This is a genomic window from Neorhizobium vignae (assembly GCF_000732195.1).
In the GTDB taxonomy this organism is placed as follows: domain Bacteria; phylum Pseudomonadota; class Alphaproteobacteria; order Rhizobiales; family Rhizobiaceae; genus Neorhizobium; species Neorhizobium vignae.
On the sequence record NZ_JNNU01000005.1, the window covers coordinates 1 to 13,002 of the forward strand.

Annotated in this window: 11 protein-coding genes and 3 tRNA genes; 7 read left to right on the forward strand and 7 right to left on the reverse strand. The window is 62.0% G+C overall.

Annotation, left to right across the window (positions count from 1 at the left end):
- Positions 1-316: 316 nt before the first annotated feature.
- Positions 317-390, reverse strand: a tRNA-Gly gene (locus GQ59_RS09105).
- Positions 391-415: 25 nt separating this feature from the next.
- Positions 416-500: transfer RNA gene (locus tag GQ59_RS09110), tRNA-Tyr, on the reverse strand.
- 202 nt (positions 501-702) lie between these two features.
- Between GQ59_RS09110 and rlmB the strand changes: the two genes are divergently transcribed.
- The 5 genes from rlmB (at position 703) to GQ59_RS09135 (ending at position 5,340) form a co-directional block, all read left to right on the forward strand.
- Positions 703-1,581, forward strand: coding sequence for a 23S rRNA (guanosine(2251)-2'-O)-methyltransferase RlmB (rlmB, locus tag GQ59_RS09115; RefSeq protein WP_037080373.1), 879 nt, complete (start codon positions 703-705; stop codon positions 1,579-1,581).
- 86 nt (positions 1,582-1,667) lie between these two features.
- A complete protein-coding gene (cysQ, locus tag GQ59_RS09120) occupies positions 1,668-2,456 on the forward strand; it encodes a 3'(2'),5'-bisphosphate nucleotidase CysQ (RefSeq protein WP_037081088.1) in 789 nt (262 codons plus the stop codon).
- 129 nt (positions 2,457-2,585) lie between these two features.
- Entirely contained in the window at positions 2,586-3,890 is a 1,305-nt protein-coding gene (locus GQ59_RS09125; RefSeq protein ID WP_037080375.1) for a UDP-glucose dehydrogenase family protein, read from the forward strand.
- Between the two features lie 60 nt (positions 3,891-3,950).
- Positions 3,951-4,331 carry a hypothetical protein gene (locus GQ59_RS09130; protein ID WP_152564283.1) on the forward strand — a complete coding sequence of 127 codons (381 nt, stop codon included), beginning with the start codon at positions 3,951-3,953 and terminating at the stop codon, positions 4,329-4,331.
- A 73-nt stretch (positions 4,332-4,404) separates the two neighbouring features.
- The gene (locus GQ59_RS09135; RefSeq protein ID WP_432762576.1) at positions 4,405-5,340 is read left to right on the forward strand and encodes a transglycosylase SLT domain-containing protein; all 936 of its coding nucleotides are present in this window, start codon (positions 4,405-4,407) and stop codon (positions 5,338-5,340) included.
- Positions 5,341-5,394: 54 nt separating this feature from the next.
- Here GQ59_RS09135 and GQ59_RS09140 read toward each other — a convergent pair whose 3' ends face one another.
- Both GQ59_RS09140 and GQ59_RS09145 read right to left on the reverse strand, forming a co-directional pair.
- The gene (locus GQ59_RS09140) at positions 5,395-5,757 is read right to left on the reverse strand and encodes a hypothetical protein (protein ID WP_037080379.1); all 363 of its coding nucleotides are present in this window, start codon (positions 5,755-5,757) and stop codon (positions 5,395-5,397) included.
- A 209-nt stretch (positions 5,758-5,966) separates the two neighbouring features.
- Positions 5,967-6,042, reverse strand: a tRNA-Thr gene (locus tag GQ59_RS09145).
- Positions 6,043-6,293: 251 nt separating this feature from the next.
- Here GQ59_RS09145 and GQ59_RS09150 point away from each other — a divergent pair.
- A complete protein-coding gene (locus GQ59_RS09150; RefSeq protein WP_037080380.1) occupies positions 6,294-7,067 on the forward strand; it encodes an NAD kinase in 774 nt (257 codons plus the stop codon).
- A gap of 47 nt (positions 7,068-7,114) precedes the next feature.
- On the opposite strand, the gene GQ59_RS09155 is transcribed toward GQ59_RS09150, so the two are convergent.
- The gene (locus GQ59_RS09155; RefSeq protein WP_037080382.1) at positions 7,115-7,771 is read right to left on the reverse strand and encodes a TetR/AcrR family transcriptional regulator; all 657 of its coding nucleotides are present in this window, start codon (positions 7,769-7,771) and stop codon (positions 7,115-7,117) included.
- Positions 7,772-7,941: 170 nt separating this feature from the next.
- Here GQ59_RS09155 and GQ59_RS09160 point away from each other — a divergent pair, with 170 nt between their 5' ends.
- The gene (locus tag GQ59_RS09160; protein ID WP_037080384.1) at positions 7,942-9,147 is read left to right on the forward strand and encodes a multidrug effflux MFS transporter; all 1,206 of its coding nucleotides are present in this window, start codon (positions 7,942-7,944) and stop codon (positions 9,145-9,147) included.
- Positions 9,148-9,225: 78 nt separating this feature from the next.
- Here GQ59_RS09160 and prfB read toward each other — a convergent pair.
- Both prfB and GQ59_RS09170 read right to left on the reverse strand, forming a co-directional pair.
- Positions 9,226-10,357 (reverse strand): peptide chain release factor 2 gene (gene prfB / locus GQ59_RS09165; protein WP_152564284.1). Its coding sequence is split into 2 segments (ribosomal slippage): positions 9,226-10,287 and positions 10,289-10,357, totalling 1,131 coding nucleotides; the frame shifts between segments, so codons are not numbered across the junction.
- A 110-nt stretch (positions 10,358-10,467) separates the two neighbouring features.
- Complete coding sequence (locus GQ59_RS09170; protein WP_037080389.1) at positions 10,468-12,924, reverse strand: penicillin-binding protein 1A; 2,457 nt, start codon at positions 12,922-12,924, stop codon at positions 10,468-10,470.
- Between the last annotated feature and the right edge of the window lie 78 nt (positions 12,925-13,002).

Sequence of the window (13,002 nt, forward strand, 5' to 3'; positions counted from 1 at the left end):
GCTCAAACTTGCTCTTTGCCATTGAATGCTTCCTGTGAACATAAGGGTGGACCCGGCGACCGGGTTTGGTGTCGCCGTTTAAGGCTTTCCACTAGAATGCGCAAGACATAATTACGACGCGCGCCCGGACAAGGGGAGCAGGCGAAATCGGCTTGAAAATGCCCGGGGACGGCCGCTTCGGCACGCGCTCGGTTCAAGTTCCAGACCGGCTCCAACTCCGGGCTTCATCAAGCCGCGCGATCACCCGACCCGCTTCGGAAGGGATGCAGGAAAGCGCTGCGCCGATGGCAGGCCGTCTTTATAATCACGGAGATTGTGGAGCGGGTAGCGGGAATCGAACCCGCGTATTCAGCTTGGAAGGCTGCTGCTCTACCATTGAGCTATACCCGCGGTGTGGTGTCCGATCAGAGACGAATGGTGGAGAGAGTTGGATTTGAACCAACGTAGGCTGAGCCAACGGATTTACAGTCCGTCCCCTTTAACCACTCGGGCATCTCTCCAGTTTTTCGTCCGGATCGTGAGACCAAGTTCGTCAGACCTTGAAGCTTGCCGCCCCTCGATCTGCGCCGCGTATATGACCGCCTCGTTCTCGTCTGTCAACACGAGGAAGAAGCAAAAATGACGAAAATAAATCAGTCGCTCTTTCGATCCTCCTCGGCGTCGAGGGCTTTGCCCGGAGAACGAGGATGGCTATAAGGCCTGATGAGCAAGGACGACAAACAAGACAAATCCACCCGCGACACCCATTACGCAACGCTTCGGCGCGCCGTGCGCGACGCCAGACGCGAACGCGGGGAAATTCCGACGCCGCCGGTGAAGCGGCCGAAATCCAACAAGGACTGGAAGCCGCCGCAGCTTCAGGCGGAACAGGTCTTCCTTTATGGCCTACACACGGTGCGGGCAGCTCTCGACAATCCAGAGCGCAAGCTCATCAAACTGTCGGTAACGCAGAACGCCTTTGCAAGGCTCGATATCGGCGAACCGGAGACGCTGTCCTTTCCGGTCGAGTTCGTCTCGCCCCAGGATATCGACAAGGTGCTTGGCCCCGAGGCCATCCATCAGGGCGTGATGCTGGAAACACGGCCCCTGCCCGTCCGCCGGCTGGAAGGCTTGAAAGAAAGTCCGCTGCTGCTGGTTCTCGACCAGGTGACCGACCCCCACAATGTCGGCGCGATCATGCGCTCGGCCGTCGCTTTCGGCGCCGGCGCCATCATCACCACCCAGAGACATAGCCCAACCGAATCCGGCGTGCTGGCCAAATCGGCCTCCGGGGCGCTGGAACTCATACCTTATATACAGATCACCAACCTCGCCGACGCGATCGAGGAATTGCACCGGCTCGGCTTCCAGACGATCGGGCTCGATTCGGAAGGCCCCGCCCCGCTCGAAGGCACATTTGCCGGCGGCCGGATCGCACTGGTGCTCGGCTCTGAGGGCAAGGGTCTGCGGCAGAAGACCCGCGAGACGGTCAACGCGCTTGCCCGCCTCGACATGCCGGGCGCCATCAAATCGCTCAACGTCTCGAACGCCGCAGCGATCGCGCTCTACGCGACACAGCAGCATCTCGCCAAGGCCGGTTGAGCCGAGCCGTTTTAGACTCCCATGCGCGGGGCAAACGTGTCATGGGAAGTCCCAAGCAACCGACGTGACCAGCCGCCATGGAATTCATGCTCGCCACATTCGAAAAAGCCGCGCTGCTCGCGGGCAAGGCCATCCTGGACATCTACAGGGCCGGGCCGAGCACCAGCTACAAGGCCGATCGGTCCCCGGTCACGGAGGCGGACGAGCGGGCTGAGGAGATCATCCTCGCCGAACTCGCCCGAGCCTTTCCAGACATTCCCGTTATCGCTGAAGAATCGGTCGCAATGGGACGCATCCCGTCGATCGAAGGGCGCGCCTTCATCCTGGTCGATCCCCTGGACGGCACCAAGGAATTCATAAACAACCGCGAGGATTTCACGGTCAACATCGCTCTCATCGAGAACGGTGCGCCGATCCTCGGCGCCGTATATGCCCCTGCCCTCAAGGTCGCCTATCTCGGCGGCGGTGGTCGGGCGGAAAAACTCGTCGTCGATGACGACTTCGCGGTGACGAGCCGGGAGCCGATCGTCGCAAGGCCGGTCGGGAGCCGGCCGATCTGCGTCGCGAGCCGCTCTCACAATTCCGCAGAGACCGAGGCCTTTCTCGAGAAATCCGGCGCCGCCGATATCCGCAGCATCGGCTCCTCGCTGAAATTCTGTCTGCTGGCGGAGGGCGCCGCCGATCTCTATCCCCGCTTCGGTCGAACCATGGAATGGGACACCGCAGCCGGCGACGCCGTGCTTCGTGCCGCCGGCGGCAGCACGGTGACGACCGACGGCAAGCCGCTCACCTACGGCAAGACCGGTCGACCTGGCATGCTGGATTTCGCCAACCCCGATTTCATCGCCTGGGGATCGCGGCCCGCAAACGCTTGAGCGCCGTCGTCCTCCTGTCATCATTCGGTGACATTGGCGACAGAGCCAATCCGACGCGTTGCATTCCCTTTCGGATGCGCCTAGGAAGCCGCTGCGCGTGAGATTGCCGAGCAAAGATGAGGATTATTGATGCGTATTGTGATGGTTGGATCGGGTTATGTCGGCCTCGTGTCGGGAGCCTGCTTTGCGGATTTCGGACATGACGTGATCTGCGTCGACAAGGCCGCCGAAAAGATCGAGGCGCTTAGACAAGGCGTCATCCCGATCTTCGAGCCGGGCCTCGAGGCGCTGGTCGAATCGAACGTCAAATCCCGTCGCCTTTCCTTCACCACGGAGCTTGGCCCCGCGGTGGCCGACGCGGATGTCGTCTTCATCGCCGTCGGCACCCCGTCGCGCCGCGGCGACGGCCATGCCGATCTCGGTTACGTCTATGCCGCAGCACGCGAAATCGCCGAAGCGCTGACGGGCTTCACCGTCATCGTCACCAAGTCGACCGTCCCGGTCGGCACCGGCGACGAGGTGGAGCGGATCATCCGCGAAACCAATCCGGATGCGGATTTCGCCGTCGTCTCCAACCCGGAGTTTCTTCGCGAAGGTGCTGCAATCGAGGACTTCAAGCGCCCGGACCGCATCGTCGTCGGCCTGTCCGACGAGCGTGCCCGCAGCGTGATGACGGAAGTCTACCGGCCACTCTACCTCAACCAGTCGCCGCTCCTCTTCACCAGCCGCCGCACGTCCGAGCTGATCAAATACGCCGCCAACGGCTTCCTCGCCATGAAGATCACCTTCATCAACGAGATGGCAGACCTCTGCGAGCGTGTCGGCGCCGACGTCCAGGACGTTTCGCGCGGCATCGGCCTCGACGGTCGTATCGGCTCGAAGTTCCTGCATGCAGGTCCCGGCTATGGCGGCTCCTGCTTCCCGAAGGACACGCTGGCGCTCGCCAAGACCGCCCAGGACTATGACAGCCCTGTCCGCCTGATCGAAACCACCATCGCCGTCAACGATACCCGCAAGCGTGCAATGGGCCGCAAGGTGATCGCGGCGGCCGGCGGCGACGTGCGGGGCAAGAAGGTCGCCGTGTTCGGGTTGACCTTCAAGCCGAACACCGACGACATGCGCGACAGCCCGGCCATCGCCGTCGTCCAGACTCTGCAGGATGCCGGCGCGATCGTGTCCGGCTACGATCCGGAAGGCATGGAAAACGCCAGGCAGATGATGGATATCGAGTTCGCCAGCGGTCCCTACCAGGCCGCCGAAGGCGCGGATGTCGCGGTTCTGGTGACCGAGTGGAACGAATTTCGCGCGCTCGATCTCGAACGCCTGAAGTCCGTCATGAAGAGCCCTGTCCTCGTCGATCTGCGCAATGTCTATCGAGCGCCTGAAGTCGAGGCGCACGGCTTTGCCTATTCCGGCGTCGGAAAACTGCGCTAGAATAGTCCGCAGGACGGCGGGCCGGCGGGATCCTCGGGCTCAGCCCAAGGATTGTGTCGCATGACCACGCAAGGGAAAATAGCCTGGGCCATGACCGCGGTGCTGACAGCATCGCCGTCGGCGCTGGCCCAGACACAGACCCAGGCGCTACGCTCTGCCGAACAACACATATCGTGTTCGGCCTTCTATTCGATGCGCCAGATCATGGCCAAGGAGTTCGGCAAGAGCGACACGGCCGAAGGCACTGTTTCCCGCGACGAAGAGCATATGCATGCGGCGCTGGTGATCCTGCAGGACAATCACTATCCGCGAAACGAAGCGACAGCGCTTTTCGAGAGACTGACGCAGCAGATGCTGGAAAAGACGCAATCGATGGCGGAAGCGGATTTCGCCGCGCTGGACCGGTCCTGCCAATCTCTTCTTGAACAATCCGGGCGATAGGCGTTCCGATCGCATGTTCCAGTCGCCAAAGGCTTTCAAGCCGCGACGTGATTGGGCATATTGCATGTCGATGATGTTTCACCGTCTCATGCAAACAGGTTTGGGCCAAGCAGTTCTGGGCTTGTCTTTGGCCGCCGCGCCGTTTGGCGGAAGCATCCGTGCTGCGCAAGAGACGGCCGTCCCCGAATGCCGGTACGAGCGTGCAGCGTCGGACGAGATTGGGCGATTGTGCATTCGTCCCAACGCCTACAACGCGGATCTCTGCCACGTCATGGAGCAGCTGGCGGTCATGAACGGGCTGCCGCCGGAATTCTTCGCGCGCCTGATCTGGCGGGAGAGCCTGTTTCGGCCGAACGCGGTGAGCCCGAAAGGTGCTGAAGGTATCGCCCAGTTCATGCCGGCGACCGCGAAGATCCGCGGTCTGCAAAACAGCTTCGATGTCATAGAAGCCCTTGCCGCATCCTCGCTCTATCTCAGGGATCTGCGCGACCGTTTCGGCAATCTCGGCCTTGCCGCCGCGGCCTATAATGCCGGCGAAGCCGGGCTGGAAACATTCCTGAAGGCCGGCCGGCTGCCGATCGAGACGCGCGACTACGTGTTTGCGATTACCGGTCACTCGGCGGAGACATGGAAAGACAATCCGCCGAAGACGGCGGCTCAGGCCCTCGCCCCGCAAAAAAACTTCATCGACGGATGCATACAGCTCGCCGCCACGAGGCGTCTCAACGAGACCGTTCTGATCGCATCGGCGGATTGGGCGCCATGGGGCGTGCAGCTTTCCGCGCACTACAATCCGAATATCGCCAGCCAGCTGTTTGCCAACACGATCGGCCGGCTGCCGGCGCCGCTCAACGCGGAACGGGCGCTCGTCGTGCGGCAGAAACGGGGCAATTTCGGCCATCGCCCGCGCTATGCGGCGCGGATCGGCCGCGCCACAAGAGCCGAGGCGACCGACCTATGTGCGAAGATCAGGGCACACGCGGTGCCCTGCACGGTTTTCAGAAACTGAGGCGGGATGCGGCAAGCGAAGGCAGGCCTTCCGCTTGCGGCACATGGTTCTCGATCAGCAGTTCTGTGCCTGCCCGGGCGCGAGAGTTCCGTCCGCATTGGGCGTCGCCGAGCCCGAACCCTGCGGCAGATTGCCGGGCGGGCATTTGGAACCGCCGGAATTGCCGGTCGTGCTACCGGTCGTATTGGAATCAAGCGCGCCTGCCCCGGCGCCACTCAGCGGAGCCGTGGCATTGCCGTTGAGCGTGCCGGAACCGGAGCCGCTGGCGCCCGAACCTGAAACGGATCCGCTGGTTCCCGCAGAACCTGAGCCAGAAGCGCCGCCGGATGCTGATCCGGTTCCCGAACCCGACTGAGCGACCGCGGCAGTGGCGAGACCGAGCGACAGTGCGCCGACGGTGAGTATCTTTACAAACATTGGGTTTCCTCTCGTGGGACTTTCCAGACATGCCCTACGGCCGTCTAACCCCGCCGACCGCAGAAGGTTTCCGAGTTTCTGCGCAGACCTCTCAGGCTTGCGGACGATGGCGGGCAAAAGCCGGCGATACCGAAGGCATAGGCCAGGTCCGCCGCAGACGCCACGACGACCTGATGAGAAAGAAATCGACACCGATGCCAGGAAAGGAGTGGTGCCCCCGCCAGGGTTCGAACCCGGGACCCCCTGATTACAAATCAGGTGCTCTACCAACTGAGCTACAAGGGCACTTTCGAGTGCGGAGTTACCAGATTTTCCCCTCCTGTAAAGAGAAAATCGCCGCAACATGAGATAGCGTGCATTCGAGCCGCGTTGTTTCACTCGCCGGCGATGGCGCAAGGCGCTTGTCCAAAAGCCTGTTTTTCCTGTACTTAATGCCGTCCCGCCGGCATGGTCCTGTCACAGGATCGTGTTAGCTCACCTGGTTACAGCGTCCCTTGCGCGGCCCATCGGGCGGCGGCACCCTTAAAGGCCCGTTCATGTCGTCCCAGACGAACAAGCTCTCCATCATCGCCTCGACCGCCCCGGAAGCACAATCCGCGCTGGAGGAACTCGTACGGCTCTACGGGAATGTGCCGACCGCAGAAGCCGACGTGATCGTCGCGCTCGGTGGCGACGGTTTCATGCTGCAGACGCTGCACGACACGATCAATACGGGCAAAAGCGTCTATGGGATGAACTGCGGTTCGGTCGGCTTCCTGATGAACGATTTTCGCGCCGAGCGACTCCATGAGCGGGTGGCCGAATCGGTGGAAAACGAATTCCACCCGCTGAAGATGACGACGGAAAACGAGGACGGCTCGACATCGGTGGCCCTCGCCATCAACGAGGTCTATCTTTTCCGGCAATCATACCAGGCGGCCAAGCTGCGAGTGGAAATCGACGGCCATGTGCGGCTGGAGGAGCTGATCTGTGACGGCCTGATGATCGCCACGCCCGCAGGCTCCACCGCCTACAATCTGTCGGCGCATGGGCCGATCCTGCCGCTGGAAGCCCCGCTCCTCGCCATGACGCCGGTCTCGGCGTTTCGGCCGCGGCGCTGGCGCGGCGCATTGCTGCCGAACCATGTCTGCGTCGACATTCACATCCTCGAGCCGGAGAAGCGGCCAGTCAACGCCGTTGCCGACAATACCGAGGTGAAGTCGGTGCTGAAGGTGCGGGTGGCGCAATCGACCGAGATCACCGCGCGCATCCTCTCCGATCCGAATCATTCCTGGTCGGACCGGATTCTCGCGGAGCAGTTCAACAACTGACTCAGCGTCAGCTTACGCAGACGAAACCTATTGCCTCTGCGTGAGGTTCAGCGCTTCGGGGAAAAGGCTCGCAGAAAGGTGCGGGTGGCGTTCGCCGCCATCTGGTCGATTTCCGATTCGGGCGTCTGGCGGCCGATCTGCTGATCGTAGCGAAGATCGGCTGCCAGAAGCGCCATATACTGGCGGGCGGCAAGGGCCGGATCGTCGATCTCGAGATAACCGCCATGGGCAAGCTGCGCCAGGCGGGCGGCGATGGCCGGATATTTCTTGCCCGGCCCGTATTCCTTCCATGTTTCGAAAAGCTCGGGGAATCGGGCGCCTTCTGTCTCGACCACCTTGCGCAGCCAGCGGCCGTTCGGGTCGCAGATCGCCTTGCGCAGGAGCTGGGCCGAAAACTGCGTCAGCTCCGTCTCGATATCCAGCGGGGCCACGGGGAACGTATCGAGTACCCGAAAGAAGCCGGCGCTGGAGCGGTCGGTGATTTCCGCGACCACGACCTTGAAGAGATTATCCTTGTCGCCCAGCTGATTGTAGATGGTCTGGCGCGACACCCCTGCCCTTGCCGCGATCGCATCGATGCTGGCGCCGCCGAAGCCTTCCTGGGCAAAAACATCGGCTGCAGCATTGAGGATCGCCTGGCGCTTGTTCTGCGCCGGCGGCCAGGTGTCGTAATCGCGCGGAAGTTCGGCAGACGAATTTTTCATGACATCACTATACCGGGGCTTGACGGATTGGACAATTGTGTCCAAAATAATTTACATGATTGTTCAGGCCCTTCCTCCCGTACCTGGCCGACTCTCATATTCATCTCCCATATTCGTCTTCGCCCTGCCGTTACCACGGCAGATGTGGTGACGGGAAAGGTTTTTTCCAAATGCAAAGCAGAGCTCCATCGCATGCCCTGTCGCTCGGGCTGCTCTCCGCTATCGGGCTTTTCGCCCTCGACATGTACCTTCCGGCACTGCCGACCATCCGTGCAGATCTCAACGCCGACAGCCATGCGGTGCAGGCGAGCCTGATCTCTTTCTTCGCCGCCATGGCAGTTTCGCAGATCGCGTATGGCCCGCTCTCCGATATGTTCGGCCGCAAGAAGCCGCTTTATGTCGGTCTCGCCCTTTATGCGATCGGGGCGGTCGGCTGCGCCCTGTCGCCGTCGATCGAGTGGCTGATCGCCTTCCGGTTCCTGCAGGGCATGGGTGCCTGCGCCGGCGTCGTCATCTCCCGCGCCATCGTCCGCGACCTGCATACCGGTCCGGCCGCAGCGCAATTGATGTCCCGGCTGATGCTGGTGTTCAGCGTCTCGCCGATCCTCGCCCCGCTGGCCGGCAGCATCGTCACGGTGTTCGGCGACTGGCGGCTGATCTTCTGGGTGATGGTCGGCGCGGGTGCCGTCGGGGCCGTCGTCGCGGTCTTTTTCCTTGAAGAAACCCGCCTGCCCGCCGCGCGCAGTGAAAGCAGCCTCGCCGGCGCGCTCAGGTCCTATGGCACGCTGCTCCGGGATCCCTATTATCTCGGGCTGGTGCTGATCGCCTCCTTCGGCATGTCGAGCTACATGATCTATGTGGCGAATTCATCCTTCGTACTGATCGAGCATTACGGCCTGTCGCCGACTTTCTACAGCGTCGTCTTCTCGTGCAATGCGGTCGCCTTCATCGGCATGTCCCAGCTGAACGGCTGGCTCTCCCGCAAGATCGGGCTGCGGAAAGTGATCCGCGGCGCGGTGTTCGGATATTCGGCGATGATGGTGATGCTGGCACTCGTCACCTCGCTCGGCATCGACCGTCTCGATGTGATGGCCGCCTTCCTGTTCGCCGGCTACGGCTTCCTCGGCATGATCATTCCGACGGCGGCGGTGCTGGCGCTCGAACATCACGGCCGGATCGCCGGCACGGCGTCGGCCATGATGGGGACGATCCAGTTCGTCACATCGGCGGTCGTGATCGGCCTCGGCGGCATGTTCGTCGACGGAACTTCGCTGCCGATGGTCACGGTCATCGCGCTGTGCGCGGTGGTCGTCTTCCTGCTGTCGCTTGTCGTGCTGCGCAGCCGCCGAGGGGCCATGGCGGTCGCGGCGGAATAACCGACCTGCCCACACAATGAAAAAGAGGCCGGACTTTTCAGGTCCGGCCGCTTTCGTTTGTGATTCTTCCAGGGATCGTCAATCGACGTCAGCGACATCCACATCCGGCTTGCCGCTGATGCGATGCGCCAGCGCAGCTTCCATGAATGGATTGATATCTCCGTCCAGCACGTCGTCCGGCGCAGTGCTGGTCACGCCCGTGCGCAGGTCCTTGACCATCTGGTAGGGCTGCAGAACGTAGGAGCGGATCTGGTGACCCCAGCCGATATCGGACTTGGAAGCCGCCTCGGCGTTCGCCGCGTCCTCGCGCTTCTTCAACTCCGCTTCGTAGAGCCGCGCACGCAGCATGTCCCAGGCCTTGGCCTTGTTCTTGTGCTGCGAGCGTTCCTGCTGGCACTGCACCACGATGCCCGACGGAATATGGGTGATGCGCACCGCCGAGTCGGTGGTGTTGACGTGCTGGCCACCGGCGCCCGACGAACGATAGGTGTCGATGCGGCAATCACTCTCGTTGATCTCGATGTTGATCGAGTCGTCGATGACCGGATAAACCCAGATCGAGGAGAACGATGTGTGGCGGCGGGCGTTGCTGTCATAAGGCGAGATGCGGACCAGGCGGTGGACACCCGATTCGGTCTTCAGCCAGCCATAGGCATTGTGGCCCTTGACGAGGATGGTCGCCGACTTGATCCCGGCTTCTTCGCCGTCATGTACTTCCAGAAGCTCGACCTTGAAACGCTGGCGTTCGGCCCAGCGGGTATACATGCGCAGAAGCATGTTCGCCCAGTCCTGGCTTTCCGTACCGCCGGCGCCGGAATGGACTTCGACATAGGTGTCGTTGCCGTCGGCTTCGCCCGAAAGCATGGCTTCCACCTGACGTCGACCGGACTCCACCTTCAGCGCCTTCAGCGCCTCTTCGGCTTCCTTGACGATCGCTTCGTCGCCCTCTTCCTCACCGAGTTCGATGAGTTCGATATTGTCGTTGAGCTGTTGCTCCATGGCCTTGACGCCATTGATGCCGTCGTCGAGTTGCTGGCGCTCGCGCATCAGTTTCTGAGCCTCGGCGGCATCGTTCCAGAGGTTCGGATCCTCTGACTTGTTGTTCAACCAGTCCAGTCGTCTTACCGCCTGATCCCAGTCAAAGATGCCTCCTCAGCAGGCTTATGGCCTGCTTGATTTCGTCGACTACATTGATGATTTCCGCACGCATGGCGCTTGTCTTCGCTCTTTGTGTTGGGGTTTTAGGTGCCGTGGACATAGTTGCAGCGAGCCCGGATGTAAAGCCCGGGCCGGCCCGCAAGCCATTCGCGTCCGACAGGATCAGAACAGGCCCGGCATGCCCGAGGTCACAGCCTGCTGCGCCTGGGGCGAATTGGTGAAGATCTGGTCCTGGGTCATGTATTCGCCGTCGCCGATGACCTGGAAGACGTCGGCCGGGCCGGTGCCCGGCTTGAAGGCTTCGACGATCGTGTCCGGCTGGCCTTCTCCGGCTGCCATGCCGGTCTTGCGGTTGACAGCGACGAGTTGCATGCCTTCCGGCACATGGAACTTTGCAGCAGGCGTCAGCTTGGCCGCCTGAGCGAGGAACTCACCGAAAATAGGCGCGGCAAGGCCGCTGCCGGTGCCGGCGCGGCCGAGCGGCGCCGGCGTGTCGAAGCCGACATAAAGACCAGCGACGAGGTTCGGGGTGAAGCCGACGAACCAGGCGTCCTTTTCGTCATTCGTAGTGCCGGTCTTGCCGGCGACGTCGCGGTCCTTGACCGGGATCTTGCCGGCTGCCGTACCGCGCTGGACCACGCCCTGCATCATCGACGTAATCTGGTAGGCCGTCATCGGGTCGAGAACCTGCTCGCGGTTGTCGACGATGCTCGGCTCTTCCTGGTTGGCCCAGTCATTGGCGTTGCAGCCGTCGCACGCGCGCTCCTCGTGGCGGAAGATCGTCTTGCCATAGCGGTCCTGGATGCGGTCGATGACGGTCGGCTTGATCTGCTTGCCGCCGTTGGCGATGACCGCATAGGCCGAGACCATGCGCATGACCGTCGTCTCGCCGGAACCGAGCGACATGGCAAGCACCGGCAGCATCTTGTCGTAGATGCCAAAACGCTCGGCATATTCGGCAACCAGTTCCATGCCCATGTCCTGCGCCAGGCGCACGGTCATCTGGTTGCGGGACTTTTCAATGCCAGTGCGCAGTGTCGACGGCCCGCCCGAATCGCCACCGTAGTTTTCCGGCCGCCAGACCTGACCGCCGGAGACGATCTCGATCGGGGCGTCCAGGATGACCGAGGCCGGGGTATAGCCGTTGTCGAGCGCTGCCGAGTAGACGAAGGGCTTGAACGACGAACCTGGCTGGCGCATTGCCTGGGTGGCGCGGTTGAATTCCGATTGCGAATACGAGAAGCCGCCGGCCATCGCGACAACACGGCCCGTGTTCGGGTCCATGGCGACCAAACCGCCCTGCACCTTCGGCGGCTGGCGCAGCCTGTAGGTCTTGGCCTGCGGATTGATCGGCTCCACATAGACGACGTCGCCCGGCTTCAGCACGCCGTCCGGCGATTTCGCCGGCTTGCGGGCATTGGTCGAGTCACGATAGGCCCATTTCATGTCGTCGCCGTTGATCGTGCCCATCTCCCGGGCCGCATCGACCTTGCCGGCCGCATCCGCCGAGGGCTGAAGGCCGATCGTGGCGGACTTTGCCGAAACCTCGGTGACGACGGCGAGCTTCCATTCCGGCACGTCGGAAAGCGACTTCTGCTTGGCGAGTTCGGGTCCCCAGTCACCGGTCGTGGCGATCTGGGCGACCGGCCCGTGGAAACCGCGGCGCTCGTCATATTCTATCAGGCCGTTCTGCAGGGCGGCGCGGGCGATGACCTGAAGGTCGGGATCGAGCGAGGTACGGACCGAAAGACCGCCTTCGTAGAGCGCCTTGTCGCCGTAACGCTCGATGATCTGGCGTCGCACTTCTTCCGAGAAATAATCCGATGCGAAAACATGTGCGCCGGTCCGGCGCTGCTTGACGCCGAGAGGCTGCTTCTTGGCGTCGTCGGCATCGGCCTGCGTGATGTAGCCGTTCTCGGCCATGCGGTCGACGACCCAGTTGCGGCGCTCGAGCGCCGCCTTTTCGCGGCGGAAGGGATGATAGTTGGCCGGCCCTTTCGGAAGGGCAGCAAGATAGGCGGCCTCGGCCGTCGTCAGTTCGGTTACCGACTTGTCGAAATAGGTGAGTGCCGCGCCGGCGATGCCGTAGGAATTCAGGCCGAAGAAAATCTCGTTCAGATAAAGTTCGAGGATCTTGTCCTTCGAATAGGTCTGCTCGATGCGGAAGGAGAGGATCGCTTCCTTGACCTTGCGATCGATCGTCTGGTCGGCAGAGAGGAGGAAGTTCTTTGCCACCTGCTGGGTGATCGTCGAAGCACCTTCAGGGCGACGGCCCGAACCCAGGTTCTGGAGGTTCGAGAGGACGGCGCGCCCAAGACCCGTGATGTCGATGCCGGGATGGCTGTAGAAATTCTTGTCTTCCGCCGAGAGGAAGGCTGCCTTGACGCGATCGGGCACTGCCTGGATCGGCAGGAAGAGACGTCGTTCGCGAGCATATTCCGCCATCAGAGCACCGTTGCCTGCATGAACGCGGGTGGCGACCGGCGGCTCGTAGGAGGCAAGCACCTCGTAGTTCGGCAGGTCCTTGGTCATCCCGGTGAGGTAGATACCCACGCCGGCGGCTACGACCAGAAACAGGACGCAGGCCAATCCAAAGAGATAACCAATCAATCTTACCATATCTGAGCTACCGTTCAGCTTTCATTCGGCGCGTGAAACACACCATCGCATGGTTAGAGGCGTTTTGCACGGTGATTG